Origin of the sequence: Streptomyces sp. NPDC000983, from assembly GCF_040299205.1 — a bacterium.
In the GTDB taxonomy this organism is placed as follows: domain Bacteria; phylum Actinomycetota; class Actinomycetes; order Streptomycetales; family Streptomycetaceae; genus Streptomyces.
Genome location: NZ_JBEPBM010000017.1, coordinates 76,211 through 101,865, shown reverse-complemented (window position 1 = coordinate 101,865; position 25,655 = coordinate 76,211). Strand labels below are relative to the sequence as shown.

The following is a 25,655-nucleotide window of genomic DNA, read 5'->3' as shown; positions in this document are numbered from 1 at the left end:
GGTCAGCCGCCGGCCGTGCCCACCACCAGCCAGATGAACGCCGCCCCCGCGATCGTGCACAGCACGGTGGAGCGGGCCGGGTGCTCGTGGTGGGCCTCGGGGAGGATCTCCGCCGCCGCGAGGTAGAGCAGGGCGCCGCCGAACAGGCCGAGATAGCCGCCGAGCAGCCCTTCGGGGATGGTCACGAACGTGGTGCAGGCGGCGCCCACCACCGGCGCGAACGCGTCCGCGTACAGCATCGCGAGGGCCCGTTTGCGGGCGTTGCCGTACAGGCTGGCGATCGTGTACGTGTTGAAGCCGTCCGCGAAGTCGTGGGCGATCACCGCGAGTGCCACGGCGGCGCCCATGCCGCCGCCGACCTGGAACGCCGCGCCGATCGCGACCCCGTCCATCGCGCTGTGGCCGACCATCGCGGCGGCCGCCGTCAGACCGACCTCGGGGGCGCGGCCGTCCGACTCCTCCGCGCCGTGCGCCGCCTGACGGACCGCCAGGAGCCGTTCCACCAGGTGGGCCAGGAGGAATCCGGCCACGAACAGCAGCAGCGCGGCCGGTACGCCGTAGATCTCCTCGCCCGCCGCCTCCAGTGCCTCGGGCAGCAGGTCGAGGCCGACCACGCCCAGCATCAGGCCTCCGGCGAGGCCCAGCACCAGATGGCGCCGGTCGGTGACCCGCTGCGCCGTCCAGCCGCCGGCCAGCGTCATCAGGAACGCGCCGAGCGCGACAAGGACCGCCATAGGGCCTTGCTATCCGATCGGCGGGCGTCCGTGCGTGTACGACGCCCGCGTGCCCACTGACTTTTCCCGCCGGCCCGGGCCGGCACCGCGCAGGAGAGGACCGATCCCCATGGCCGATGCCCCGAGCGGCGGCACGTCGCCCGAGCCGGGTCTGGTCGTCGGCGTCGGCGCCGCCAAGGGGGTGTCCGCCGAGGAGCTGCTCGCGCTGATCCTCGGCTCGCTGGCGGGTCTGCCGGTCGGCTCGGTCGTCGAACTGGCCACCGTGGACGCCAAGTCGGGCGAGCCCGGGGTCGTCGGGGCGGCGCGGCGGCTGGGCGTGCCGCTGGTGACCTACTCCGCCGGGGAGTTGGCGGCCGTCGCGGTGCCGAGTCCGTCCGGGGCCGCGCTGGCGGCCGTGGGCACGCCGTCGGTCGCGGAGGCGTCTGCGCTCCGGCACGGTGGTCAACTCCTCGTCCCCAAGCAGAAGTCGGCCATGGCCACCTGCGCGGTCGTACGGCGTCCCGCCGTACCGCCCTCCCGTTCCGCACCCCTTCAGGAGAAGCCGTGAACAGCCCACCGCCCGCCCTGCTCGTCGCGGGCCACGGCACCCGCGACGACGCCGAGGCGTTCCGCGAGTTCGTCGGTGAGCTGGGGCGCCGGCACCCGGATCTGCCCGTCGCGGGCGGTCTCCTCGAACCGGCCGAGCCGTCGCTCGGTGCCGCGTTCGCCGAACTGGTGGCGCGGGGCGCCCGCAGGATCGCCGCGGTGCCGCTGACGCTGTCCGCCGGGAACGCCGTCCCGTCCGCCCTCGCCCGCGAGGCCGAGCGCCACCCTGGCGTCTCCTGCCTCCACGGCCGCCCCCTGGGGCCGCACCCCGCGCTGCTGGACGTGCTGGAGCGGCGGCTCGACGAGGCGCTCGGCGGGCGGGACCCGCGGGCCCGCGCGGAGGTCACCGTGCTGCTGGTGGGCCGCGGTTCCACCGACCCGGGCGCCAACGCCGAGGTGCACGCGGCGGCCCGGCTGCTGTGGGAGGGCCGCGGGTACGCGGGCGTGGAGCCGGCGTTCCTGTCGCCGGCGGCACCGGACGTGCCGAGTGGCCTGGACCGGTGTGTACGGCTCGGGGCGCGGCGGATCGTGGTGCTGCCGTACTCACTGTTCCCCGGGGTCCTGCCGGACCGGGTGGGGCAGCAGGCCGAGGGGTGGGCGGAGGCGCATCCGGAGGTGGAGGTGGTTCCGGCCGGGGTGATCGGCCCGGGGCCGGAGCTGCTGGAGCTGGTGACGGAGCGGTATCGGGAGGCGGTCGCGGGTGACCCGCGCACGGGAGGACACGGCGATGAGCACTGAGGGACACGACCTGCGGCACCACGGCGACGCCGAGATGCGCGACGACGGCTCGGCCCTGGTCGACCTGGCGGTGAACGTCCGCGCGGACACTCCCCCGCCGTGGCTGCGGGAGCGCATCGCCGGCTCCCTCACCTCGCTGGCCGCCTACCCGGACGGGCGGGCGGAGCGGGCGGCGGTGGCGGCCCGACACGGGCTCCCGGCGGAGCGGGTGCTGCTGACGGCGGGTGCCGCGGAGGCGTTCGTGCTGCTGGCGCGCGCCCTGAAGGTGCGCCGGCCGGTCGTGGTGCACCCGCAGTTCACCGAGCCGGAGGCGGCGCTGCGGGACGCCGGGCACACCGTGGACCGGGTGCTGCTGCGGGAGGCGGACGGCTTCCGCCTCGACCCGGCGGCCGTCCCCGAGGAGGCGGACCTGGTGGTGATCGGCAACCCCACCAACCCGACGTCGGTGCTGCACCCGGCGGCCGACATCGCCGCGCTGGCCCGGCCGGGGCGGACGCTGGTGGTGGACGAGGCGTTCATGGACGCGGTCCCCGGTGAGCGGGAGGCCCTGGCCGGGCGCACGGACGTGCCCGGGCTGGTGGTGCTGCGCAGCCTGACCAAGACCTGGGGCCTGGCCGGGCTGCGCATCGGCTACGTCCTCGCCGCCCCGGAGACGATCGCGGAGCTGGAGCGGGCCCAGCCGCTGTGGCCGGTGTCCACGCCCGCGCTGGCCGCGGCGCTGGCCTGCGTGGAGCCGCGCGCGCTGGCCGAGGCGGCCCACGCCGCCCACCGCATCGCCGCCGACCGGGCCCATCTCCTCGCGGGGCTCGCGGAGTTCGCGCCCCGGGGCCTGCGGGTGGCGGAACCGGCCGAGGGCCCCTTCGTCCTCATCCGGCTCCCGGACGCCGCAGCGGTCCGACACCGCCTGCGCGACCTGGGCTTCGCGGTACGCCGCGGAGACACCTTTCCCGGCCTGAACACGCAGTGGCTCCGCCTGGCGGTACGCGACAGGGGCACGACGGACGCGTTCCTGCGAGCACTGGACCGGGCGCTGCGCTGAACGGCTGGCGCGAGGCGGCTAGCACGGGGGCTGATGCCGCAGTGGGCGGCACGGCGGCTGCCCCGGCGGGCGGGGCGGGCGCCGCGGGAAACCCTGCTGTGCGCTGCGAGGCCGGCAGGGGTATGCCCTCGCGGTGAACGGCGGCGCGGGCCGGGGCGGACGCCTCGGTGAGGCGCGGCACCGGTTCGGGCCCACGCCGCTTGAGGGGACGCAAGACAATCCGTCGGCGCCCGGGACCGGCACCTCGGCATGCGCGCACCAGCCGGGCAGACGGACCCTGCGGTGAGCATCCGGGCGGCCGAGCCCGCTTAAGGGTGGCGTCCGGCGCCCCCGGTGGCCGGGGCCCACGCCTGTCGGCGGTCAGCAGCGCACCAGCCGGGCCGGTGCCGTTCGGGGTGACGCGGAGCGCCGTCGGTGCCCAGGGCCGGCACCTCGGCACGCTCGGGAGCAGCGGCGCACCCAGCCGGAGCAGACGCGGCGGCGGATCCTGCGGGGCCGGCCCGGTGACAGCAGGGCATCGGCCACAGCGAGGGCTGTTGCCCGCCGCGGCGTCGGTCCGGCGGGTGGCGCCGTGCGTGGCGATACCGCTCGCGGGCGCCGGGATGGGAACGCCGTGAGGGGCCACGGCGGCGCGCCCGGGGCGTGCCGCCGTCGGGGTCCCGTCAGCCCTTGGCCCGGCGGGACAGGGCCACCGCGCCCGCGCCCGCGAGGAGCAGGGCGAGGGCGCCGCCCGCGATGTACGGGGTCTTCGAGCTGCCGCCGGTCTCGGCGAGGCCCGCCTCCTCGACGGGTCCGCCCTGGGTCCGGATCTCCGGCGCCTCCTCGCTCGGAACGGCGGCGGGGGCGGGCGCCGCCGGGGTCTCGCAGGTGGCCTTCGCCAGCGTCACCGTGCCGGTCACCTCGGCCACGTTCAGCTTCAACGGGTTGACGGAGACGGTGAGTTCGAGGGCGGTGGCGGCCGCCGTACGCGTACCGGTCTCCGTCTTCGACAGGTCCAGGCGGACCTCGCCCACGCCCGGGACCTGGACGTCGGTGGGGCCGCCGGCCGTGAGGGTGACCTTCTTGCCGAGGACGGTCACCGCGCCGAGCACGTTGGAGGTGGCGGTGGGCGCCTTGCCCGCCTCGCAGGTCGCCTTGGAGGTGACGCCCTCCACCTCGATCAGGGAGAGCAGCGGCAGCCCGGGCACATGGATCCTGGCGTGCGCGAGGTTGGTGTACCCCTCGGCCTTCGCGTCGGTGACCGTCGCCTTCGCCGAGGCCACCTCGGCGCTCAGCACGTTGAACGGCTGTCCGCCGTCGACGCCGTCCAGGGTGGCGGTGAGCGCGGTCTTCTCGGCGCTGGCGGGTGCTTCGACCTCGTTGAGGGAGACCGCGAGCGGGACGTTCACGGTCTTGTTGAGCAGGGACACGTCGAGCCCGGTGCGCAGGACCACGGCGCTCGCGCGGCCCTCGTCGTCGGTGGCGTGCGCGGAGCCCGCCCCGGCCAGCGCCACCGGTCCGGCGGCGAGGGCGGTGGCCGCCGCGACGGTGGCGAAACGGCGTGCGGGCATGCGGAAGTGATGGCCGTTCAAGGTGGTGGGACCCCCAGAGAGACTTGCTTGGGACCCGGTCAGAATTACGCACACGGAGTGAACAGTCAGCGATCCTGCGTCACTTCACTCCAACGTGGTGTTTCCGTGAACCTTTTCGAATCGTCCGGCACGGGTGTTCCCTCGTTCTCCCCCGTACCGGCGCACCCGCGCGGTGCCGGGTCGTGCGAGCCGGAGTGCAGAACGATCCGCAGGCCCGGCAGGTCACGCCCGGTCAACCGACGACCCGTCCGTCGAGCACGATCCTGCGGGGCGCCGCGAGGACGCGGACGTCGGCGCGCGGGTCCGTCCCGTAGACCACCAGGTCCGCCGGAGCGCCCTCCTCCAGGCCGGGGCGGCCGAGCCAGGCGCGGGCGGACCAGGTGGCCGCCGCGAGGGCGTCCCGGGCGGGCAGTCCCGCGGTGACCAGTTCCGCGACCTCGTCGGCGACCAGCCCGTGCGGCAGGGTGCCGCCCGCGTCGGTGCCGACGAAGACGGGGATGCCGGCGTCGTAGGCGCCCCGGACGGTGTCGTAGCGGCGTTCGTGGAGCCTGCGCATGTGCGCCGACCAGCGCGGGAACTTGGCCTCGCCGCCCTCGGCGAGCTTGGGGAAGGTGGCGATGTTGACGAGGGTCGGCACGATCGCGACGCCCCGCTCGGCGAAGAGCGGGATCAGGTCGTCGGTGAGGCCGGTGGCGTGCTCGACGCAGTCGATGCCCGCCTCCACCAGGTCCCGCAGGGAGTTCTCGGCGAAGCAGTGCGCGGTGACGCGGGCGCCGAGGCGGTGAGCCTCGGCGATGGCGGCCTCGACCGCCTGGCGCGGCCAGCTGGGGGCCAGGTCGCCTAGGTCGCGGTCGATCCAGTCGCCGACGAGCTTCACCCAGCCGTCGCCGCGGCGGGCCTCCCGGGCGACGTAGGCGACGAGGTCGGCGGGCTCGATCTCGTGGGCGTAGCCGCGGATGTAGCGGCGGGTGCGGGCGATGTGCCGGCCGGCCCGGATGATCTTCGGGAGGTCCTCGCGGTCGTCGACCCAGCGGGTGTCGGAGGGGGAACCGGCGTCCCGGATCAGCAGGGTGCCCGCCTCGCGGTCGGTGAGCGCCTGCTTCTCGGCGACGTCCCGGTCGACGGGGCCGTGGGCGCCGAGGCCGACGTGGCAGTGCGCGTCGACGAGGCCGGGCAGGGCCCAGCCGTCGACGGTGCGGACGTCCTGGGCGCCGGCGGGGCGGTCGTAGGTGACCCGGCCGCCGACGACCCACAGTTCGTCCCGGACCTCCTCGGGCCCGACCAGGATCCGGCCTCGCACGTGCAGCACCGCGTGATCGCTCATGCCCCGCACCCTAGTCAAGGAGCTACCGGGACTTGCCCACCTGGTCGGAGGTCTCCTCCTCCACATCGGCCATGGCCGGGTCCAGCAGGCGGGAGAGGAAGTGGCGGGTGCGTTCGTGGCGGGGGCTGCCGATGACCTGGGCCGGGGTGCCGTCCTCGACGATCTGTCCGCCGTCCATGAAGACGACCCGGTCGGCGACCTCACGGGCGAAGGTCATCTCGTGGGTGACGACCATCATCGTCATGCCCTCGTCGGCCAGCATCCGCATGACGGCGAGGACGTCGCCGACGAGTTCCGGGTCCAGGGCGGAGGTCGGCTCGTCGAAGAGCATCACCTCGGGCCCCATGGCCAGCGACCGGGCGATCGCCACCCGCTGCTGCTGGCCGCCGGAGAGGGAGGCCGGGTAGGCGCCCGCCTTCTCCGACAGGCCCACCCGCTCCAGGTTCTCGGCGGCCACCTTCGCCGCCTCGGCCTTGCCCCGCTTGAGGACCCGCCGCTGCGGCAGCGTGAGGTTCTCGGTCACCGTCAGATGCGGGAAGAGGTTGAACTGCTGGAAGACCATGCCGATCCGCCGGCGTACGGCGTCGATGTCGACGTCGGGGTCGGTGAGTTCGGTGCCGCCGACGAAGACCTGGCCCCTGCTCGGCTCCTCCAGCAGGTTCACACAGCGCAGCAGCGTGGACTTGCCGGAGCCGGACGGGCCGATGACACAGACCACCTCGCCCTGCCGGATCTCCAGGTCGATGCCCTTGAGGACCTCGTTGTCGCCGAAGGACTTGTGCAGGCCCTTGACGTGGATCTCGGGACGGCTCACTTCACGGCCTCCTGGGCCTTGGCCTCCATGCGGCGCACGACGAAGCCGAGCGGGATCGTGACCAGCAGGTAGCACAGGCCGGCGACGAGGATCGGCGTGGAGTTGGCGGTCGTGCTGGCCAGGTCGCGTCCGTACTTGGACAGTTCGCGCTCCTCCAGGGTGACGCCGAGGAAGAGCACGAGCGAGGAGTCCTTGAAGAGCAGGACGAGTTCGTTGGTCAGCGGCGGCAGGATGATCCGGAACGCCTGCGGAATGATCACCGAGACCATCGCCCGGGCGGGCGAGAACCCCAGCGAACGGGCCGCCTCCATCTGCCCCTTGGGCACCGCCTGGATGCCCGCGCGGATCGTCTCGGCCATGTACGCGGCCGCCACCAGGCCGAGCGCGAGGGCGACCTTGCCGTAGGTGCCGCCGGGGATCTCGGTGCCGGGGAAGGCCAGCGGGACGGCCACCCCGATGAAGATGAAGATCAGCAGGGCGGGCAGTCCGCGGAAGATCTCGATGTAGACGCCGGCGAACCAGCGGTAGGGGCCCACCGAGGACAGCCGCATCAGTGCGATGACCATGCCGAGGACCAGCCCGAAGACGAAGCCGGACAGCGTGTACAGCACGGTGTTCTTCAGCGCCAGGGTGATGACGTCCGGGAACATCTGCTCGGCGATGTCCCACTGGGCGAACTGGTTCTGGAGCCGGTCCCAGTCGGCCGAGGCCGCGAAGGCGACCACGGCCGCCACGAAGACGACGTACTGCGCTCCGCGTGACAGGCGGCGCTTCTGACTGCGGGTCAGGCCCTTCTTCTTCGGCTGGAGTCGTGCGTCCGTGTCGGCCATCGGGTCAGGACGCGGCCGGCGAGGCGGCGGACTCTTCGTACGGACCGATCCACTTCTCGTAGATCTCCTTGTAGGTGCCGTCGGCCTTGGCGTCGGTGAGCGCCTTGTTGACGGCGGTGAGCAGGGCGGTGTTGCCCTTCTTCACCGTGAAGCCGTACTGCTCACCGGTGTTGATCTGCTCGGCGACCTCGAAGGCGTCGGCGTTGGCCTTGTCCTTCAGCCAGCCCTGGACGACCGGGTAGTCGATGACGACGGCGTCGACCTGGCCGGTGCGCAGGCCGTTGAGGACGGCGTCGGAGGACTCGAAGGAGACCGGGTCCAGGCCCTGGCTCTTGGCGTAGTCCTCGCCGGTGGTCTGCGCCTGGGCGCCGACCTTCTTGCCCTTGAGGTCGGCGAAGGAGGTGACGCCGCTGTCCTTGTCGGCCAGCACGGCCTGCGTCGCCTCGAAGTAGGGGTCCGAGAAGTCGACGTTCTTCTTGCGCTCCTCGGTGATGGTCATACCGGCGGCGGCCAGGTCGCACTCGCCGGAGTTGAGGAAGGCGCCGGTCTTGAAGTTCTCGAACGGGGTGTCGAGGATCTCCTGCTCGACGCCCAGGTTCTCGGCGACGAGGTCGATCAGGGCGACGTCGAAGCCCTGCACCTTGCCGTCGATCTCCGACTGGAAAGGCGGATAGGGCAGGTGGGTGCAGGTGGTGAGCTGACCCGCCTTGACGAGTTCGACGCCACCGGCGGCGGTCTTGCTGCCGCTGCCGCCGTCGTCGTCGGAGGAGCAGCCGGCCACAAGCACGAGCCCTGCCGTCGCGGTGGTGGCGGCCAGAATGCGGGTCCGGCGCCCGAGGGTCGTCTTCAAGGGGGAGCCTCCTGTGGGGGGACTGTGCGTTCCGATTATAAGGAGAAGTTTGAGTACCTCAAATCAAACCCATGGCCGCCGGGGCGTTCGGCCTAAGAAGTCGGGAGTGGGAGGGCGACGGCTACCCTCGACAGGTCGACCCTCGTGAGTGAAGAGAGCACCGCCGTGACCCACCCCTTCCTGGATCTCGCCCCGATGGACGCAGCGCGGTTCGCCTCGATCGAGGACCGGGTGGCGCGGCTGCTGCGCACCGGGCAGGACGTCGTGATCACGCAGGGCGAGGCGCTGCTGCCGCTGGAGGGCGCGATCCGCGGCACGGCGGGCCCCGGCACGACCGCGCTGAACGTGATCACCGGCCCGTACGGGCAGACCTTCGGCGACTGGCTGCGGGACTGCGGGGCCGCGGTGATCGACCTGGCGGTGCCCTTCCACACCGCGGTGACGGCCGCGCAGATCGACGAGGCCCTCACCGGGCACCCGGAGATCGACTTCGTCTCCCTGGTGCACGCCGAGGCGGCGACCGGCAACACCAACCCGGTCGCGGAGATCGGCGAGGTGGTGCGCGCCCACGGCGCCCTGTTCTACCTGGACGCGGTGGCGTCGATCGGCGCCGAGCCGGTACTGCCGGACGACTGGGGCGTCGACCTGTGCGTGATCGGCGCACAGAAGGCGATGGGCGGCCCGGCGGGCGTGTCGGCGGTGTCGGTGAGCGAGCGGGCGTGGGCCCGGATGGCGGCGAACCCGCGGGCGCCGCGCCGCTCCTATCTGTCGCTGCTGGACTGGAAGGAGCGCTGGATCGACGGCGGCCGGCGCGCCCTGCTGCACGCTCCGGCGCAGCTGGAGATGGAGGCGCTGGACGCCTGCGTGGCGCGGATCGAGGCGGAGGGCCTGGAGACGGTGATGTCCCGGCACGCGTCCGCCGCCGCGGCGACGCGGGCGGGGGCGGTGGCACTGGGCGTGGGCCTGGAGCCGTACGTGTACGAGGCGCGGGACGCGGCGCCGGTCGCCACGACCCTGAGAACCCCGGCGGGCGTGGTCGCGGCCGAGGTGGTGGCCAAGGCGCTGGCGCAGGACCCGACGCTGCCGCTGGCCGCGGGCGGCGGCGCCCTGGCCAAGGAGATGATCCGGGTGAACCACTACGGGACCCACGCGACCGAGGGCACGGTACGGCGCTGTCTGGCGGCGCTCGGCTCGGCGGTGGGCGGGGCGCGCGGCTAGGAACCTTCCGGAGGGTTACCCGGAATTGAATTCGGCGCGATGAGAGAATTCCATTCCGGTAGCAGATTCCCCTCGGCCTCCCGCTACGCTTCTGCCCGCTTTTCCGGGCCGTAAACGCATGGATTCCACTCGCGTCAACCCGAGTAATTCGAGCGGGTCCCACGGGGATTACATGGTTGTGACGCGTTACACATCGCGGCCCATTTGCCCCATATATTCGGGACAGAATCGGACGTATCGCCACTCGCGCGAATAACACACCGCCTCCGCGCACGTAACCCCGAGCAGCAATGCAATTTTGAAATTCCCTCGGTAAGTTCAATTCGCATGACTGCCGCACAAGCAGACCTGCAAATCGACCGGCCCAAGGTGACCGACGGCGGTGCGCTCTGGCGTATCGCCAAGGACTCCGAGGTTCTCGACCTGAACTCGTCCTACAGCTATCTGCTGTGGTGCCGGGACTTCGCCGGCACCTCGGCCGTCGCCCGGGACGAGCGGGGCGAGCCGGTCGGCTTCGTCACCGGCTACGTACGGCCGGACCGCCCGCACACCCTGCTCGTCTGGCAGGTGGCCGTGGACGACGCCCACCGCGGGCGCGGGATCGCCGCCAGGCTCCTCGACGGGCTCGTGGCGCGGGTCGGCGGCAGTCATGGCGTGACGCATGTCGAGACCACCGTCTCACCGGGCAACACCGCCTCCGAGCGGCTGTTCGCCTCCTTCGCCGAGCGGCACGGCGCCGCCCTGGAGCGCGAGGTGCTCTTCGACACGGGCCTGTTCCCCGACGGGCCGCACGACCCCGAGGTCCTGCACCGCATCGGTCCCCTCCCCCTCTGAACCCCCCACGCACCGAGGAGCGATTTCGCCGTGACCATCACCCAGCCCGACCTCAGCGTCTTCCAGACCCTGGAGTCCGAGGTGCGCAGCTACTGCCGAAGCTGGCCCACGGTCTTCGACCGGGCGCGGGGCAGCCGTATGTACGACGAGGACGGCCACGAGTACCTGGACTTCTTCGCCGGGGCCGGTTCGCTGAACTACGGGCACAACAACCCGGTCCTGAAACGGGCGTTGCTCGACTACCTGGAGCGCGACGGCGTCACGCACGGGCTCGACATGTCGACCACCGCCAAGCGCACCTTCCTGCAGACTTTCCAGGACCTGGTGCTGCGCCCGCGCGACCTGCCGTACAAGGTGATGTTCCCCGGGCCGACGGGCACCAACGCCGTGGAGTCCGCGCTGAAGCTGGCGCGGAAGGTGAAGGGGCGCGAGGCGATCGTGTCGTTCACCAACGCCTTCCACGGGATGTCGCTGGGTTCGCTCGCGGTGACCGGCAACGCCTTCAAGCGGGCCGGGGCCGGTATCCCGCTGGTGCACGGCACGCCGATGCCGTTCGACAACTACTTCGACGGCCAGGTCCCGGACTTCCTCTGGTTCGAGCGGCTGCTGGAGGACCAGGGGTCCGGACTGAACAAGCCGGCCGCGGTGATCGTGGAGACCGTGCAGGGCGAGGGCGGCATCAACGTGGCCCGCACCGAGTGGCTGCGCGAGCTGTCCGAGCTGTGCAAGCGGCAGGACATGCTGCTGATCGTCGACGACATCCAGATGGGCTGCGGCCGTACCGGCGCCTTCTTCTCCTTCGAGGAGGCGGGCATCACCCCGGACATCGTCACCGTGTCCAAGTCCATCAGCGGCTACGGACTGCCCATGTCGCTCTGCCTGTTCATGCCGGAGCTGGACGTGTGGGAGCCGGGCGAGCACAACGGCACCTTCCGCGGCAACAACCCCGCCTTCGTCACCGCCACCGCCGCCCTGGAGACCTACTGGGCGGACGGCTCCGCGATGGAGAAGCAGACCCGGACCCGCGGTGAGCAGATCGAGCAGGAGCTGATCTCCATCACCGAGGAGAACCTCGCCGATGTGAAGGAGTACCGCGGCCGCGGTCTGGTGTGGGGCCTGGAGTTCCACGACAAGGCCCGCGCCGGCCGGGTGGCGCAGCGCGCCTTCGAACTCGGGCTGCTCATCGAGACGTCCGGCCCGGAGAGCGAGGTCGTCAAGCTGCTGCCCGCGCTGACCATCACCCCCGAAGAGCTGGACGAGGGCCTCAGCGTCCTCGCCCGCGCCGTACGAGAGACCGTCTGATCAGGAGGCGTGCAATACCGTGATCGTCCGTTCGTTCAAGGAGATCGAAGGCACCGACCGGCATGTGAGGGCCGCGTCCGGCACCTGGGAGAGCAAACGCATCGTCCTCGCCAAGGAGCGGGTCGGGTTCTCCCTCCACGAGACGATTCTGTACGCGGGTACGGAGACGTCCATGTGGTACGCGAACCACATCGAGGCGGTCGTCTGTGTCGAGGGCGAGGCCGAACTGACCGATCACGAGACCGGGCTGACCCACACGATCACGCCCGGGACGATGTACCTCCTGGACGGCCACGAGCGGCACACGCTGCGGGTGAAGCAGGACTTCCGCTGCCTGTGCGTCTTCAACCCGCCCGTGACCGGCCGGGAGGACCACGACGAGAACGGCGTCTACCCGTTGCTCACCGAGCCCGAGGAGGTGTGAGAGTCATGACGACGACCGATCTGTACCCCAGCCGGGGCGCGACCGAGGTATCGACCCCGCGCAAGGACCCCGTGGTCTGGTCCCCGCCCGGCGCGGCGGGCCCGATCACGGCCCTCGACCTGGAGTCCTACGAACGCGACGGCTTCCTCGCCATGGAGGAGCTGCTCGGCGACGACGAGGTGGCGGTCTACCGGCGGGAGCTGGAGCGGCTGGTCACCGACCCGGGGATCCGCGCGGACGAACGCTCGGTCATCGAGCCGCAGTCCAAGGAGATCCGCTCGGTCTTCGAGGTGCACCGGATCAGCGAGGTGTTCGCGGCCCTGGTGCGTGACGAGCGGGTGGTCGGGCGGGCCCGGCAGCTCCTCGGCTCGGACGTGTACGTCCACCAGTCCCGGATCAACGTCAAGCCGGGCTTCGGGGCCAGTGGCTTCTACTGGCACTCGGACTTCGAGACCTGGCACGCCGAGGACGGTCTGCCGAACATGCGGACGGTGTCGGTGTCGATCGCGCTGACCGAGAACCACGACACCAACGGCGGGCTCATGATCATGCCGGGCTCGCACCGGACGTTCCTCGGCTGCGCGGGGGCCACCCCGAAGGACAACTACAAGAAGTCGCTCCAGATGCAGGACGCGGGCACGCCCTCGGACGAGGCGCTGACCGAGCTGGCCGGCCGGCACGGCATCCGGCTGTTCACCGGCCGGGCCGGTTCGGCGACCTGGTTCGACTGCAACTGCATGCACGGCTCCGGCGACAACATCACGCCGTTCCCCCGCAGCAACGTCTTCATCGTCTTCAACAGCGTGGAGAACGAGGCGGTCGAGCCGTTCGCGGCTCCGGTACGGCGGCCCGCCTTCATCGGGGCCAGGGACTTCACTCCGGTGAAGTGACCCTCCGCTCCGGTGGGTCTCCGGTGAGCCGGCGCCCACCGGAGACGTGCCCCCTCACAGCCACGCCAGCGACGCGGCCCGCTCCAGTACGTTCCGTACGGCGGCCGCGTCGCCCGTGGCGTTCCTGGGCACCTCCGCGGGCGTGCGCCGTCCGCCCATGAGCAGGCACAGGTCGACCGGGTCCAGGGCGAGTTCGGCCCGGACCGGGTCGTCCGTCGAGCCCAGCACCCACTCCTCCACACCGGGGACCGAGAGCAGCACCGGCGCCGCCTCCCGGCCGAGTGCCAGACCGAGGACCCGTACGGCCAGCCGGACCATGCGCCGAAGATGCGCCTCGGGCGGCGGCGGGACGGCGAGTCCGAGGGCGCGGCCGATGTCGTCGGTGTGGATCCACGTCTCGAAGCCGCGCACCACGAAATGGTCGGCGACCGGCAGCCGCAGCCCCATCAACGTCTCGGCCCGCGCGGCGAGTTCGCCGTCCCGCGCCTCCGGGGTGGCGAGCAGCGCGGCGGCCTGCGCCGACCAGGAGCCGACGGTCTCCCGGGGCGTACGGCCGTACTCGTGGGCGATGACCTCGGCGGTGCGCAGGTCCCAGGCGTCCTCCCAGCCGGTGTCCCCGGGCGGGGCGGTCGCCGGGACGCGGGCGGCGATGCCGAGCCGTCCGGCCAGTGCCTCGTCGGCGGCGAGCAGATGGGCGACGGTGGCGTGGACGTCCCAGTCGTGCACCACCGGGGTGGACCAGCGGCCGTCCGCCTCGGCGAGGAGTGCGGTCAGGCCCCGGACGGCGGCGGCGTAGGGTCCCGTGTGCCCGGCGGCCGGGGGCGGCGCCGGGCGCCGCGCGAGCAGCGCGGGCGGCACAGGGGCGGCGGCGGGCCGGGCGGGCAGGCCGCCGATGGGCGGCCCGTCGAGCAGCCGTACCGTCTCGCGCAGCCGCCGCGCCTCGGCGGCGCAGTCGGGGCAGGCGGCGAGGTGGGCGGGCACCCGCTCGGCGTCCTGCGGTTCCAGGGCCCCGAAGGCCCAGGCGGCCAGCAGCTCGCGCACGTCCTCGTGTTCGGTCACCCGCGGCCTCCTTCCCCGCTCTTCCTTCCTGCCATCATGCGCCTCTTTCGAGCGCGGGGTCGGGTGGGTCGGCGAGGGTGTCGGCCAGGCGGCGCAGGGCGGTGCGCAGCCGGGTCTTGGCGGTGCCCTCGGGGATGCCGAGTTCGGCGGCGGCCTGGCGGTAGGTGCGGCCCGCGAAGTAGGCGAGGTGCACGACCTCCCGCTGCGGGGCGGGGAGTTCGGCGAGCGCGGTGTGCAGGAGGAGGGCGCGCTCCCGGTCGACCACGGTCTCGTCGGGGCCGGGGCCGGGCTCGGGGACGGTGTCGAGGGCGGATGCGTCGGCGTGCGCGTGCTTGCGGTGCCGGGCCTCGCCGCGCACCCAGTCCACGGCCCGCCGGTGGGCGAGCATCGACAGCCAGGTGCGCAGCGATCCGCGGCGCGGGTCGTAGGCGTAGGGGCGGCTCCACAGGTGGGCGAAGACCTCCTGCGCCACGTCCTCGGCGGCGGCCCGGGCGCGGGTGACCCGCACGGCGATCCGCCGCACCAGCGGAACGTACGCCGCGTACACCTCGGCCAGCGCGGACTCGTCGCCGTACACCAGCCGCCGGTGCAGTTCCGCGTCGGCGGCCGGGCCGACGGACGTGCCGTCCGTGGACTCCACCGGCACCACCACCCCCGGTGCCTTTCCTAGCGTCCCGGCGGAGCCCGCGCCAGTGGTTCAGGACGACAGGGCGTCGAGCAACCGGTCTACGTCCGCAGGGGTGTTGTACAGATGGAAGGCGGCGCGCAGGTTGCCGGCCCGGTCGGAGACCTCGATGCCGGCCTCGCTCAGTGCGGGCTGGCGGTGGCCGAGCCCCGGCACGGAGACGGTCGCCGAGCCGGGGGCCGGGAGGGGTGCGTGGCCGAGGCCGGCCAGTCCGGCGCGGAAGCGGTCGGCGAGCGCGAGGTCGTGGGCGTGGACGGCGTCCACGCCGAGTTCCTCGATCAGGGCGAGGGAGGCGCGCAGTCCGGCGTAGGTGAAGAGGGCGGGGCTGACGTCGAACCGCCGTGCGGAGTGGGCGAGTTCCCCGACCGGGCCGTAGCAGCTCTCCCAGGGGACCTCGCCGGCGACCCAGCCGGCCAGCAGCGGGGTCAGTCCGCCGAAGTCCTCGGGGGCGACGAAGAAGGCGGCGCCGTGCGGGCCCAGCAGCCACTTGAAGCCGACCGCGGCGAGGAAGTCGTGGTCGCCGGTGTCCATGGGCAGCCAGCCCGCCGACTGGGAGGCGTCGACATAGGTGCGGGCGCCGTGCGCGCGGGCCGCCTCGCGCACCGCGGCCAGATCGGCGAGGCGGCCGTCGGCGGACTGCACGGAGCTGACCGCGACGAGCGCGGTGCCGGGGCGGACGGACTCGGCGAGCCGCTCCAGCGGGACGGCCCGCACCTTGAGGTCGCCGCGCATGTGGAAGGGGTTGACCAGGGAGGAGAAGTCGGCCTCGGCGGTGAGGACTTCGGCGCCGGCGGGCAGCGAGGCGGCGATCAGCCCGCCGTACTCGGCGACCGATCCCCCGGCCGCCACCCGCGTGGCCGGCACTCCCGCCAGCCGGGCGAAGGAGGCGCGGGCGGCCTCCACGTCCTCGTAGAGGGAACCGAGCGGCCGGCCCGCGGCCCGCAGCCGCACGGCCCGCTGTACGGCGGCGACGGTGCGGGCCGGCAGCAGGCCGTTGCTCGCGGTGTTGAGGTAGACGCTCTCCGGGGCGAACTCGGCCTGGACGAGGCTCTCGAAGGTCTCCATGGGACCACTGTGCGGCGCCCGGAACTCCCCGTCCATTGCGAATTTCTGCGGGGATTCGCCAAGCGCTCCTTATACGTCCGCCCCGACCTGCGGTTTCACGGCTGCGGGACCGCGCACCCGTCCGGGCCGCAGGTGTCGCCGGCGCCCTGATCGATCAGGGTCAGCGGGGAGCGCTCGCCCCACGCCTGGGTCAGGGCCTGGGCGAAGAGCTCGGCGGGCTGGGCGCCGGAGACGCCGTACTTGCGGTCGATGACGAAGAAGGGCACGCCGGTGGCGCCGAGCTCGGCGGCCTCCCGCTCGTCGGCGCGGACCTCGTCGGCGTAGGCGGCGGGGTCGGCGAGCGCGGCGCGGGCGGCGGCCGCGTCCAGGCCGACGGCGGCGGCCAGCCGGACCAGCCGCTCGTGGTCGCCGAAGACGGACTCCTCCTCGGCGAAGTTCGCCTCGTACAGGGCCTGGACCAGCTCGCCCTGGCGGCCGTGCTCCTTGGCGAAGTGCAGCAGCCGGTGCATGTCGAAGGTGTTGCCGTGGTCACGGCCCCGGGTGCGGTAGGCGAGGCCCTCGGCGGCGGCCTGGGCGCCCACGTTGTCCTCGGCGGCCTGGGCCTGGGCCTCGCTCATGCCGTACTTCCTGGCGAGCATCGGGACGACCGGGCCGGCGTCGTCCTTGGCGCGCCCGGGGTCCAGCTCGAAGGAGCGGTGCACGACCTCGACCTCGTCGTGGTGCGGGAAGGCCGCGAGCGCCTTCTCGAAGCGGGCCTTGCCCACGTAGCACCAGGGGCAGGCGATGTCGCTCCAGATCTCGACGCGCATGTTCTCTCGGCTCTCTCCGGCTCGGACGTATACGGAGACTCCCTCCGCAGAACTGCATGAACGTTCAAGCGGCGGAGTTCATTCCCGTCCGGGTCCCTGGGCGGGCCCCGGAGGCGCGTCGGGATCCGTGCGAGTGCGGCGGTGCCCCGGGGGCTCCTGGAACCCCTGGGGCCGCTGGGGCCCCGGGGCTCAGCTTCCGTCGCGGAGGTCGTCGGGCCAGCCGGGCCGGAATTCCAGGTGGTCGTAGGTGACGACGCAGCCCTCGCCGAGCGGGGACTGGGCCAGGAAGCCGACCAGGGCGGCGGAGGTCTCCTTCTCCTCGCCGAGGGTGAAGAGCCGGACGAAGGTCCACCGCTCGCCGTCCCGGGAGGCGTGGAAGGCGAAGGCCCGCCCGGTGCGGCTCACCCGGAGCCACACCGAACTGCCGTCCACGGTGAAGGAGTTGGCGTCGTCGGAGTGTCCCCGGGTGACCACCGTGCAGACGGTGGGCACGTCCGGGGAGTACTCCAGGCAGAGCTTCGCCCAGGCCCGGTCGCCGACATGGACGTAGAGGACCCCCGCGTCGAAGGCCCCGGCGAAGCCGACGGTGACGCGGGCGATCAGCTGGAAGTCGCCCTCGGGCGCGCCGAGCAGCCGGGGCGCGTCCGAGGCGGAGTCCAGGTTCTCGCCGGTCGGCGGGACGAAGCGGTCCTGCCGGGGTCCGGCCCATCCGGTGAGCACGCCGTCCTCGTGGGACCAGTGTCCGTCGGGTCCGTAGGTGCGCAGCGGGAAGGGCAGTTCGGGGAGTTCGAGGTCCATCGGGCTAGCGTTCCAGACGGCCGTTGAACCGGCGCGGCAGACCCAGCGGATTGTCGTCCTTCAGCTCCGCGGGCAGCAGCGCCTCGGGCGCGCCCTGGTAGGCGACCGGCCGCAGCCAGCGCTCGATGGCGGTGCCGCCGACGGAGGTCGAGGTGGACGTGGTCGCCGGGTAGGGGCCGCCGTGGTGCTGGGCCGGGGCGACCGCGACACCCGTCGGCCAGCCGTTGACCAGGACCCGGCCGGCCAGCGGGGTCAGCTCCGCGAGCAGCTCGGGCCCGCGCCCCTCGCCCGCGGCCTCCTCGGTGGACAGCTGGACCGTCGCGGTGAGGTTGCCGGGCAGCCGGGACAGGACCGCCTTGGCCTCGTCCTCGTCGGCGTAGCGCACGACGACCGTGACGGGTCCGAAGCACTCCTCCAGCAGCAGGTCGTGCGCGCCCTCCTCGGCGAGCCTCGCGGCCGGCACCGTCAGGAAGCCCGGGCTCACCGTGTGCTCGCCGCCCGCCCCCGGTGTCACCGGCGACTCCACGCCGGGCAGTCCGGCGCGCTCGGCGACCCCGGCGACGAAGTTGTCCCGCATGCGGTGGTCGAGCAGGACCCCGGAGTCGACGTCGCTCACGGCGTCGGTCAGCGACTTGAGCAGGCGGTCGCCCGCGTCCGAGGCCGGCGCGAGCACCAGTCCGGGCTTGACGCAGAACTGGCCGACGCCGAGGGTCATCGACCCGGCGAGCCCGGCGCCGATGGCCTCCGCGCGCTCGGCGGCGGCGGCCTCGGTGACGAGCACCGGGTTGAGCGAGCCCAGCTCGCCGTGGAACGGGATCGGCACCGGCCGGGCCGCCGCCGCGTCGAAGAGGGCGCGCCCGCCGCGTACGGAGCCGGTGAAGCCGGCCGCCGAGACCAGCGGGTGCTTGATCAGCTCGACGCCCGCGGTGAAGCCGTGGACCAGGCCGACGACGCCCCCGGGGATGCCGTGCTCGGCGGCGGCCGTGCGCAGCACCTTGGCGACCAGCTCGGACAGGCCCGGGTGGTCGGGGTGGGCCTTGACGACCACGGGGCAGCCCGCGGCCAGCGCGCTGGCGGTGTCGCCGCCGGCGACCGAGAAGGCGAAGGGGAAGTTGGAGGCCGAGTAGACGGCGACCACGCCGAGCGGCACCTTGTAGCGGCGCAGGTCGGGAACGGGCGGGGTCGCGGTGTCGTCGGGGTGGTTGATGACGACGTCGAGGAAGGCGCCCTCGTCGACGATGCCGGCGAACGCCCTCAGCTGGTAGCAGGTGCGGGCCAGCTCGCCGGTCAGCCGGACCGGGCCGAGCGCGGTCTCGGCGTCGGCGGCCTCGACCAGCTGGTCCCTGGCCGCCTCCAGACGCTCGGCCGCGGAACGCAGGAAGGCCGCGCGCACGGACCGGTCGGTCAGGGCGCCGCGCGCGCCGTGCGCGGCGCGGACGGCGGCGTCCACCTCCTGGGCTGTGGCCTCCACCGCAACCTGCTCACGCTGCTTCCCGGTACGGGGGTCGACACTCCAGACTGGTGCTGCTGCCACCGCGGGTCCCTCCACACATGTATTGCCGCAGTACGGGGTCATCCACCAGGTCGTTCGATATACTGAACGCTGTCTCTCATGGTGAATATGCTGGAGACTATTTCCCGTCGAACGAAGGGGTCAAGGGCGATGTCGGCAGGCGAGACGGGGGGCGGAGCGCAGGTCAAGTCCGCGGTGCGGACGGTTGAACTGCTCGAATACTTCGCCGGCCGCCCCGGTATGCACTCCCTCGCGGCGGTCCAGGAGGCCGTCGGCTATCCCAAGTCCAGCCTGTACATGCTGCTGCGCACCCTGGTCGAGCTGGGCTGGGTGGAGACCGACGCCACCGGCACGCGGTACGGCATCGGGGTGCGGGCGCTGCTGGTCGGCACCTCGTACATCGACGGCGACGAGGTGGTCGCCGCGGCGCGGCCGACGCTGGACCGGCTCTCGGACGACACCACGGAGACCATCCACCTGGCACGGCTGGACGGCACGAACGTCGTCTACCTGGCCACCCGCCAGTCCCAGCACTATCTGCGCCCCTTCACCCGGGTGGGCCGCCGGCTCCCCGCCCACTCGACCTCCCTGGGCAAGGCGCTGCTGAGCACCTACACCGACGAACAGGTCCGCAAGCTGCTCCCCGAGACGCTCCCGGCGCTGACCGAGAACACCATCACCGACCGCGAGCGGCTGATCGAGGAGCTCCAGCTGGTGCGGGAGCAGGGCTTCGCGGTGGACCGCGAGGAGAACACCCTGGGCCTGCGCTGCTTCGGCGTGGCGATCCCGTACCGGACGCCGGCCCGGGACGCGATCAGCTGCTCGGTCCCGGTGGCCCGGCTGACCCCGGCCCACGAGCAGCTGGTCAAGGACGCCCTCTTCGACGCCCGGGACCGGCTGACCCTGGCCACCCGCAGGCTCTGACGCCGGGCGCGCCCCGGCCCGCGCGGCCCGCCCCCGTCGGCGCTCCATGAACAGTCGATGAGAAAAGCCGCGTGAGGGAACGATTCGCCCCGGGCCGCTCGTCGTCCCGGTGGGATGAACAAGACGATCAGGCGCGCCTCGGTCTTCTCGCTGCTCCTGGTGCTGGCCCTGCTGGTCAGGGCCACCTGGGTGCAGTTCTACGACGGCCGGGCGCTCGCGGACGACACGGAAAACCGGCGGAACGCGATCCAGACGTACGCGGCACCGCTCGGGAACATCGTCGTGGCCGGTGAATCGATCACCGGCTCGGCACGGACCGAGGACGGAGACCTCGCCTACAAGCGCACCTACACCGACGGCGAGCTGTACGCCGCGGTGACGGGCTACGCCTCGCAGGCGTACTCGGCGACCCAGCTGGAGGGCATCTACCAGGACGTGCTCAACGGCACCGACACCCGGCTGAAGTCCCCGCTGGACACGGTCACCGGGGAGCGGACCGAGCCGGGCAACGTGGTGACCACGATCGACCCGGCCGTGCAGAGGGCCGCCTACGAGGCGCTCGGCGACACCAAGGGCGCGGCGGTGGCGATCGATCCGGCGACCGGCCGGATCCTCGCGACGGTGTCGACGCCGTCGTACGACCCCTCGGCGCTCACCGACGCCAACACCGCGGGTACGGCCTGGAAGGAGCTCCAGGCCGATCCCGACAAGCCGCTGACCAACCGCGCGCTGCGCCAGCCGCTGCCGCCGGGCTCCACGTTCAAGCTGGTCGTGGCGGCGGCCGCGCTGGAGGACGGGCTGTACACGTCGGTGGACGACCGGACCGACAGCCCGGACCCGTACACGCTGCCGGACACCACGACGGTGCTGGAGAACGAGAACAGGTCCGCGCCCTGCGAGAACGCCACGATCCGCACGGCCCTGAAGTACTCGTGCAACAACGTCTTCGCGAAGATGGCCGTCGACCTCGGGCAGGACGAGGTGCGGGCGATGGCCGAGAAGTTCGGCTTCGGCGACAGCGAGCAGGACGTGCCGGTGCGGGCGTACCCCAGCGTGTACCCGTCCGGGATGGACCGGGCGCAGACCGCGCTGAGCGGCATCGGGCAGTTCGACGTCACCGCGACGCCGCTGCAGATGGCCATGGTGTCGGCGGCCATCGCCAACGACGGCGAGCTGGTTTCGCCGCACATGGTGTCGCAGGTGACCGACGGCGGCGGCGAGGTCCTCGAGGACCACGACTCCGACCCGGACACCGAGCGGATCGTCAGCTCCGACACGGCCCGGCAGTTGCGGTCGGCGATGGAGACGGTGGTGTCGGAGGGCACCGGCACCAACGCCCGGATCGACGGCGCGACGGTGGGCGGGAAGACCGGCACGGCCCAGCACGGCGAGAACAACAGCAAGACGCCGTACGCCTGGTTCACCTCCTACGCGAAGTCCGGGGACCGGGAGGTGGCGGTCGCGGTGCTGGTCGAGCAGTCCGGCGCCGCCCGCTCCGAGGTCAGCGGCAACGGGCTGGCGGCGCCGGTGGCCAGGGCGATGATGGAGGCCGCCCTGGCCGGCTGAGGGCTACTTCACCCCGAGGAGCTGCTCGATCGGGTCGATGGCGAAGTACACCAGGAACAGCGCCGAGGTCCCCCACAGCAGCCAGTGGACCTCCTTGGCCTTGCCGAGCACGGTCTTGATGAGGACGTAGGCGACGAAGCCGGCGCCGATGCCGTTGGTGATGGAGTACGTGAACGGCATCACGGCGATCGTCAGGAACGCCGGGATGGCGATCTCGTACCTGTCCCAGTCGATGTGCTTGACCTGGGTCATCATCAGGAAGCCGACCGCGACGAGGGCGGGCGCGGCGGCCTGGAGCGGCACGATGGTGAGCAGCGGGCCGAGGAAGAGGGCGAGGGCGAACAGGCCGCCGGTGACCAGGTTGGAGAAGCCGGTGCGCGCGCCCTCGCCCACGCCCGCCGCCGACTCGATGTAGGAGGTCGCCGAGGACGAGGAGGAGGCGCCGCCGGCGACCGCCGCCGCGCCGTCGATGAGCAGCACCCGGCCGAGGTGGGGGACCTTGCCGTCCTCGTCGAGCAGCTTCGCCTCGGCGCTGATGCCGACGACGGTGCCCATGGTGTCGAAGAAGTCGGACAGCACCAGGGTGAAGACGAGCAGGACGACCGTGATGAAGGTGGTCTGCCCGAACGCCCCGAACAGACTGAACTGGCCGATCAGTCCGAAGTCGGGGGTGTCGACCAGCTTCTCGGGCCACTCGGGTGTGGTCAGGCCCCAGGACTTCACGTCGGCGATCGAGTTGACGACGAGGGCGACGACGGTCATCACCACGATACTGATCAGGATCGCGCCCTTGACCTTGCGGGCCAGCAGCGCGATCGTCAGCAGCACCCCGAGACAGAACACCAGGACGGGCCAGCCGGTGAGGCTCCCGGTGGCCCCGAGCTGCACCGGGACGGTGGTGCCCGCCGCGTCCGGGATGCGGGTGACGAAGCCGGCGTCGACGAAGCCGATGAAGGCGATGAACAGGCCGATGCCGACGCTGATCGCCTGCTTCAGCGCCTGCGGGATGGCGTGCATGACGGCCTCGCGCAGCCCGGTGAGGACCAGGACGCAGATCAGCAGGCCCTCCAGGACGACCAGGCCCATCGCGTCGTCCCAGCTCATCAGCGGGGCTATCTGGAAGGCGACGACGGCGTTGAGGCCGAGACCGGCGGCGAGCGCGAGCGGCAGATTGCCGCCGACGCCCATGATGACGGTCATGACAGCGGCCACCAGGGCGGTGGCGGTGGTGAGTTGGACCGGGTCGAGGGTCTCGCCGAACTTGTCCTTGGCGCTGCCGAGGATGATGGGGTTCAGGACAAGGATGTAGGCCATGGTGAAGAACGTGGCGAAGCCGCCGCGTATCTCCCGGCCGTAGGTGGACCCCCGTTCGGAGATCCGGAAGAAACGGTCCACGCTGCTCACGGCCGGGGCCGGCCCACCCGGCCGGTCGACCTTCGCCTGTGTCTCGGACATGCCTGCGGCTCCTCGGTGCTGAGGGATCGGTGTGCGAACGCTGGCTGGATTGTTCCCCTGTTGAACCTGTTTCAGGTTTTCCCCGTGTTACGGAATCAGCGCTGCTCAGGTGCGGCGGGCCATACGTTGTTCGAGGCCCCGTACGAACCGGGGACGCGCCCGCTGCTACGCTTCCGCACCTCGGACCGAAGATCGCCGGACGATCACATGTCATTCACATGCCAATCACAGGCAGGAGAGGTCGCCCGTGGGCACAGTCGTCGACGACGCCTCCTCCGTGGAGTTCCACGCCTTCTTCGAGCGCCACTACGCGGAACTCTCCCGGCTGGCCCATCTGTTGACCGGTGAGGCGGACGCCGCCGACGATCTGGCGGCGGACGCGCTGCTGGCCCTGTGGAACCGCTGGGACCGGGTCCGCGCCGCCGACCACCCCGTCGCCTACGCCCGGGGCGTGGTCGCCAACCTCGCCCGGACCCGTATCCGCAGCGCGGTCCGCGAGCGGCGCCGGATCGCCCTGTTCTGGTCGCAGCGCGAGGAGAGGATCGAGAACCCGGACATCGCCGGCGTGGTCGACGTGCAGGAGGCGCTGCGTAGACTGCCGTTCCGCAAACGGGCCTGCGTGGTGCTGCGGCACGCCTTCGACCTCTCGGAGAAGGACACCGCGCTCGCCCTGGGCGTCTCGGTGGGTACGGTGAAGAGCCAGACCTCCAAGGGGATGGCGGAACTGCAGCGACTGCTCGGCCCCAAGGCGGCACCGCTGAGGATGCACGCGGCGATGGCGCCCACCGGTGACGCCACGGGGAGGGACCGATGACGACGCAGCGGGACGTGCACGACGAGCTGCGCGCCCGGCTGCACGAGGCGGCCGGGGCGCACGAGCCGAACCGCGAGTACATCCTCGCCCGGGTCGAACGCGGCATGGCCGAGCAGACCCGCTCCGACCACCGGGCCGGCCGGCCGCCGGTGTTCGGCTGGGTCCGGGTGGCCGCCGCCACCGCCGCGGTCGCCGGGGTGCTGGCCGTCGGCGGGTACGCGGTCGCCTCGGCCGTGAAGGGCGACACCCCGCCGCAGCGAACGGTCGCCACCTCCCCCACGCCCACCGCCGCCCCCTCGCCCGACGCGACGAGCCGCTCCCCCCGTCCCTCGGCTCCCCCGGCGGACCCGACGCCAAAGACCTCCGAGCCGACCCGCGAGCCGAGTTCGTCGCCGTCCGCCTCGCGGCCCCCGGCGACCGGGCGGCCGCCCGCCGCCGGCGAGGAGGACGGGCCGCTGTGGTCGGACGGCTCGGTCGACCCGCACAGCAACGAGTTCTGGGCGCAGAGCAATGTGACCCTCAAGACCGACGAGGAACTCTCGGAGCTGACGGTCGAGTTGAGGATCGCGCAGACCGGCGGGGTGACCTCCACCGGTGCCTGGCGCTCGCCGCCCGAGGACGACTTCGCGCTCACCGTCGCGGAGCGCGACGGCTTCCTCGTCTACACCTGGGTGCTCAAGGAGGGCCGTACGGTCCCCGAGGGCGAGTGGGTGTTCGCCGGGCAGTACGACCACGAGCGCGGCGGCCGGGACGCGGCCGCCGACGGCTACACGGCGACGGCCCGCGCGGACGGCGACGACCTCTCGGTGGCGGGCGGCTTCGCCCGGCACGAGGACGACGACAGCGAGGACGGCGACGCGTAGGCACGGCGCGGTGGGGGAAATTCCGCGGGCGGCGGCAACCCTTTCCAGGTCGGTGGCGACCAGGTAGCGCAAGCGACAACTCCCCACGCAAGGAATGGGCATGACTGCACGAGCCGAACAGCGCGTCCGCCACCGCCGCCGGGTCAGCAAGCGGCGGGCGGTGATCGCGGGGGCCTCGGCCCTCGGCATCACCGGCGCGGCGATCGTCACCACCGCGATGCTCTCCACCGCGGGCGCCGCCTCCAGCTGGCCGACCGCGACCGGCAGCAAGGCCGTGACCAGCACCATCAAGGTGTCGGGCAGCTACGACGGCAAGTACCAGAAGTTCTACGGCAGCGGCGCCCTGGGCGGCGACAGCCAGGACGAGGGCCAGGACCCGGTCTTCCAGCTCGCCGACGGCGCCACCCTGAAGAACGTGATCATCGGCACCCCGGCCGCCGACGGCGTCCACTGCCTGGGCTCCTGCACCCTGCAGAACGTGTGGTGGCTGGACGTCGGCGAGGACGCGGCGACCTTCAAGGGCAAGTCCGCCTCGTCCGTCTACACGGTCTACGGCGGCGGCGCGAAGAACGGCTCGGACAAGGTCCTGCAGTTCAACGGCGCGGGCAAGCTGGTCGTGAGCAAGTTCCAGGTCGCGAACTCCGGCAAGCTGGTGCGCAGTTGCGGTAACTGCTCCACGCAGTACAAGCGTACGATCATCATCAACGACGTGGATGTGACGGCGCCGATGAACTCGATCGTGGGCGTCAACTCCAACTACGGGGACACCGCCTCGCTGCGCAAGGTCCGCATCCACGGCGACAGCAGCAAGAAGATCAAGACATGTGTACGGTTCAAGGGCAACAGCTCGGGAGCCGAACCGACTCAGCTCGGAGTGGGTCCGGACGGAACGTCGTGCCTCTTCAGCGCGTCTGACATCACGTACGAGTAATCCCCAGAGCCTGCTGACCT

At 72.4% G+C, this 25,655-nt stretch carries 25 protein-coding genes and 1 pseudogene; 13 read left to right on the top strand and 13 right to left on the bottom strand.

What is annotated here, in order from left to right; genetic code table 11:
- Nucleotides 1-2 precede the first annotated feature (2 nt).
- The gene (locus ABT296_RS20930; protein ID WP_351929433.1) at nucleotides 3-734 is read right to left on the bottom strand and encodes a ZIP family metal transporter; all 732 of its coding nucleotides are present in this window, start codon (nucleotides 732-734) and stop codon (nucleotides 3-5) included.
- A gap of 145 nt (nucleotides 735-879) precedes the next feature.
- Between ABT296_RS20930 and ABT296_RS20925 the strand changes: the two are divergent.
- From ABT296_RS20925 to cobC, 3 genes and pseudogenes are all read left to right on the top strand, one after another.
- A pseudogene (locus ABT296_RS20925) lies at nucleotides 880-1,239 on the top strand (cobalamin biosynthesis protein); the annotation flags it as partial.
- 38 nt (nucleotides 1,240-1,277) lie between these two features.
- Complete coding sequence (locus ABT296_RS20920) at nucleotides 1,278-2,057, top strand: sirohydrochlorin chelatase (RefSeq protein ID WP_351929429.1); 780 nt, start codon at nucleotides 1,278-1,280, stop codon at nucleotides 2,055-2,057.
- A complete protein-coding gene (gene cobC / locus ABT296_RS20915) occupies nucleotides 2,047-3,096 on the top strand; it encodes an Rv2231c family histidinol phosphate aminotransferase CobC (RefSeq protein WP_351929427.1) in 1,050 nt (349 codons plus the stop codon). Before ABT296_RS20920 ends, cobC begins: the two co-directional genes overlap by 11 nt.
- A 662-nt stretch (nucleotides 3,097-3,758) precedes the next feature.
- On the opposite strand, the gene ABT296_RS20910 is transcribed toward cobC, so the two are convergent.
- From ABT296_RS20910 to ABT296_RS20890, 5 genes are all read right to left on the bottom strand, one after another.
- On the bottom strand, nucleotides 3,759-4,667 hold the full coding sequence (locus ABT296_RS20910; protein WP_351929425.1) for an SCO1860 family LAETG-anchored protein: 909 nt from the start codon (nucleotides 4,665-4,667) through the stop codon (nucleotides 3,759-3,761).
- 232 nt (nucleotides 4,668-4,899) lie between these two features.
- Nucleotides 4,900-5,991: an amidohydrolase family protein gene (locus ABT296_RS20905; protein ID WP_351929423.1), complete on the bottom strand. Its 1,092-nt coding sequence runs from the start codon at nucleotides 5,989-5,991 to the stop codon at nucleotides 4,900-4,902.
- 22 nt (nucleotides 5,992-6,013) lie between these two features.
- Nucleotides 6,014-6,805, bottom strand: coding sequence for an amino acid ABC transporter ATP-binding protein (locus ABT296_RS20900; RefSeq protein ID WP_351929421.1), 792 nt, complete (start codon nucleotides 6,803-6,805; stop codon nucleotides 6,014-6,016).
- The gene (locus ABT296_RS20895; protein WP_351929419.1) at nucleotides 6,802-7,635 is read right to left on the bottom strand and encodes an amino acid ABC transporter permease; all 834 of its coding nucleotides are present in this window, start codon (nucleotides 7,633-7,635) and stop codon (nucleotides 6,802-6,804) included. The genes ABT296_RS20900 and ABT296_RS20895 overlap by 4 nt, the downstream gene beginning before the upstream one ends.
- A 4-nt stretch (nucleotides 7,636-7,639) precedes the next feature.
- Nucleotides 7,640-8,485: a basic amino acid ABC transporter substrate-binding protein gene (locus ABT296_RS20890; protein WP_351929417.1), complete on the bottom strand. Its 846-nt coding sequence runs from the start codon at nucleotides 8,483-8,485 to the stop codon at nucleotides 7,640-7,642.
- 165 nt (nucleotides 8,486-8,650) lie between these two features.
- Here ABT296_RS20890 and ABT296_RS20885 point away from each other — a divergent pair, with 165 nt between their 5' ends.
- The 5 genes from ABT296_RS20885 (at nucleotide 8,651) to thpD (ending at nucleotide 13,153) form a co-directional block, all read left to right on the top strand.
- Nucleotides 8,651-9,703, top strand: a complete 1,053-nt coding sequence (locus ABT296_RS20885) for a pyridoxal-phosphate-dependent aminotransferase family protein (protein ID WP_351929577.1) — start codon at nucleotides 8,651-8,653, stop codon at nucleotides 9,701-9,703.
- Nucleotides 9,704-10,030: 327 nt separating this feature from the next.
- Nucleotides 10,031-10,537, top strand: a complete 507-nt coding sequence (gene ectA / locus ABT296_RS20880) for a diaminobutyrate acetyltransferase (RefSeq protein WP_351929415.1) — start codon at nucleotides 10,031-10,033, stop codon at nucleotides 10,535-10,537.
- Nucleotides 10,538-10,567: 30 nt separating this feature from the next.
- On the top strand, nucleotides 10,568-11,839 hold the full coding sequence (gene ectB / locus ABT296_RS20875; protein WP_351929413.1) for a diaminobutyrate--2-oxoglutarate transaminase: 1,272 nt from the start codon (nucleotides 10,568-10,570) through the stop codon (nucleotides 11,837-11,839).
- A gap of 19 nt (nucleotides 11,840-11,858) precedes the next feature.
- Nucleotides 11,859-12,263, top strand: a complete 405-nt coding sequence (locus ABT296_RS20870; RefSeq protein ID WP_351929411.1) for an ectoine synthase — start codon at nucleotides 11,859-11,861, stop codon at nucleotides 12,261-12,263.
- A 5-nt stretch (nucleotides 12,264-12,268) separates the two neighbouring features.
- Nucleotides 12,269-13,153 carry an ectoine hydroxylase gene (thpD, locus tag ABT296_RS20865; protein ID WP_351929409.1) on the top strand — a complete coding sequence of 295 codons (885 nt, stop codon included), beginning with the start codon at nucleotides 12,269-12,271 and terminating at the stop codon, nucleotides 13,151-13,153.
- Nucleotides 13,154-13,207: 54 nt separating this feature from the next.
- On the opposite strand, the gene ABT296_RS20860 is transcribed toward thpD, so the two are convergent.
- From ABT296_RS20860 to ABT296_RS20835, 6 genes are all read right to left on the bottom strand, one after another.
- Nucleotides 13,208-14,212, bottom strand: a complete 1,005-nt coding sequence (locus ABT296_RS20860; protein ID WP_351929407.1) for a maleylpyruvate isomerase family mycothiol-dependent enzyme — start codon at nucleotides 14,210-14,212, stop codon at nucleotides 13,208-13,210.
- Nucleotides 14,213-14,246: 34 nt separating this feature from the next.
- On the bottom strand, nucleotides 14,247-14,864 hold the full coding sequence (locus ABT296_RS20855) for an RNA polymerase sigma factor (RefSeq protein ID WP_351929405.1): 618 nt from the start codon (nucleotides 14,862-14,864) through the stop codon (nucleotides 14,247-14,249).
- 45 nt (nucleotides 14,865-14,909) lie between these two features.
- Nucleotides 14,910-15,962: an aminotransferase class V-fold PLP-dependent enzyme gene (locus tag ABT296_RS20850; RefSeq protein ID WP_351929403.1), complete on the bottom strand. Its 1,053-nt coding sequence runs from the start codon at nucleotides 15,960-15,962 to the stop codon at nucleotides 14,910-14,912.
- A gap of 95 nt (nucleotides 15,963-16,057) precedes the next feature.
- Nucleotides 16,058-16,771: a DsbA family oxidoreductase gene (locus ABT296_RS20845; RefSeq protein WP_351929401.1), complete on the bottom strand. Its 714-nt coding sequence runs from the start codon at nucleotides 16,769-16,771 to the stop codon at nucleotides 16,058-16,060.
- Between the two features lie 189 nt (nucleotides 16,772-16,960).
- On the bottom strand, nucleotides 16,961-17,569 hold the full coding sequence (locus ABT296_RS20840) for a DUF1349 domain-containing protein (RefSeq protein WP_351929399.1): 609 nt from the start codon (nucleotides 17,567-17,569) through the stop codon (nucleotides 16,961-16,963).
- Nucleotides 17,570-17,573: 4 nt separating this feature from the next.
- The gene (locus ABT296_RS20835) at nucleotides 17,574-19,103 is read right to left on the bottom strand and encodes an aldehyde dehydrogenase (NADP(+)) (RefSeq protein ID WP_351929397.1); all 1,530 of its coding nucleotides are present in this window, start codon (nucleotides 19,101-19,103) and stop codon (nucleotides 17,574-17,576) included.
- A gap of 129 nt (nucleotides 19,104-19,232) precedes the next feature.
- On the opposite strand from ABT296_RS20835, the gene ABT296_RS20830 reads away from it, so the two are divergent.
- Nucleotides 19,233-20,006, top strand: coding sequence for an IclR family transcriptional regulator (locus ABT296_RS20830; protein WP_351929395.1), 774 nt, complete (start codon nucleotides 19,233-19,235; stop codon nucleotides 20,004-20,006).
- 114 nt (nucleotides 20,007-20,120) lie between these two features.
- Nucleotides 20,121-21,572, top strand: coding sequence for a peptidoglycan D,D-transpeptidase FtsI family protein (locus tag ABT296_RS20825; RefSeq protein ID WP_351929394.1), 1,452 nt, complete (start codon nucleotides 20,121-20,123; stop codon nucleotides 21,570-21,572).
- Between the two features lie 3 nt (nucleotides 21,573-21,575).
- Here the strand turns inward: ABT296_RS20825 and ABT296_RS20820 are convergent, their stop codons facing one another.
- Nucleotides 21,576-23,027, bottom strand: a complete 1,452-nt coding sequence (locus ABT296_RS20820) for an NCS2 family permease (RefSeq protein ID WP_351929392.1) — start codon at nucleotides 23,025-23,027, stop codon at nucleotides 21,576-21,578.
- Between the two features lie 247 nt (nucleotides 23,028-23,274).
- Between ABT296_RS20820 and ABT296_RS20815 the strand changes: the two genes are divergently transcribed.
- From ABT296_RS20815 to ABT296_RS20805, 3 genes are all read left to right on the top strand, one after another.
- The gene (locus ABT296_RS20815; protein WP_351929390.1) at nucleotides 23,275-23,841 is read left to right on the top strand and encodes a SigE family RNA polymerase sigma factor; all 567 of its coding nucleotides are present in this window, start codon (nucleotides 23,275-23,277) and stop codon (nucleotides 23,839-23,841) included.
- Nucleotides 23,838-24,704, top strand: coding sequence for a hypothetical protein (locus ABT296_RS20810; RefSeq protein WP_351929388.1), 867 nt, complete (start codon nucleotides 23,838-23,840; stop codon nucleotides 24,702-24,704). Before ABT296_RS20815 ends, ABT296_RS20810 begins: the two co-directional genes overlap by 4 nt.
- Nucleotides 24,705-24,804: 100 nt before the next feature.
- Nucleotides 24,805-25,635 carry a pectate lyase gene (locus ABT296_RS20805; RefSeq protein ID WP_351929386.1) on the top strand — a complete coding sequence of 277 codons (831 nt, stop codon included), beginning with the start codon at nucleotides 24,805-24,807 and terminating at the stop codon, nucleotides 25,633-25,635.
- The last annotated feature ends 20 nt before the right edge of the window (nucleotides 25,636-25,655 follow it).

Coding starts and splice junctions, on each gene's coding strand:
- ABT296_RS20930 (WP_351929433.1), bottom strand. CDS start 734: ATGGCGGTCCTTGTCGCGCTCGGCGCGTTCCTGATGACGCTGGCCGGC.
- cobC (WP_351929427.1), top strand. CDS start 2,047: ATGAGCACTGAGGGACACGACCTGCGGCACCACGGCGACGCCGAGATG.
- ABT296_RS20905 (WP_351929423.1), bottom strand. CDS start 5,991: ATGAGCGATCACGCGGTGCTGCACGTGCGAGGCCGGATCCTGGTCGGG.
- ABT296_RS20895 (WP_351929419.1), bottom strand. CDS start 7,635: ATGGCCGACACGGACGCACGACTCCAGCCGAAGAAGAAGGGCCTGACC.
- ectA (WP_351929415.1), top strand. CDS start 10,031: ATGACTGCCGCACAAGCAGACCTGCAAATCGACCGGCCCAAGGTGACC.
- thpD (WP_351929409.1), top strand. CDS start 12,269: ATGACGACGACCGATCTGTACCCCAGCCGGGGCGCGACCGAGGTATCG.
- ABT296_RS20850 (WP_351929403.1), bottom strand. CDS start 15,962: ATGGAGACCTTCGAGAGCCTCGTCCAGGCCGAGTTCGCCCCGGAGAGC.
- ABT296_RS20845 (WP_351929401.1), bottom strand. CDS start 16,771: ATGCGCGTCGAGATCTGGAGCGACATCGCCTGCCCCTGGTGCTACGTG.
- ABT296_RS20840 (WP_351929399.1), bottom strand. CDS start 17,569: ATGGACCTCGAACTCCCCGAACTGCCCTTCCCGCTGCGCACCTACGGA.
- ABT296_RS20830 (WP_351929395.1), top strand. CDS start 19,233: ATGTCGGCAGGCGAGACGGGGGGCGGAGCGCAGGTCAAGTCCGCGGTG.
- ABT296_RS20825 (WP_351929394.1), top strand. CDS start 20,121: ATGAACAAGACGATCAGGCGCGCCTCGGTCTTCTCGCTGCTCCTGGTG.
- ABT296_RS20820 (WP_351929392.1), bottom strand. CDS start 23,027: ATGTCCGAGACACAGGCGAAGGTCGACCGGCCGGGTGGGCCGGCCCCG.
- ABT296_RS20810 (WP_351929388.1), top strand. CDS start 23,838: ATGACGACGCAGCGGGACGTGCACGACGAGCTGCGCGCCCGGCTGCAC.
- ABT296_RS20805 (WP_351929386.1), top strand. CDS start 24,805: ATGACTGCACGAGCCGAACAGCGCGTCCGCCACCGCCGCCGGGTCAGC.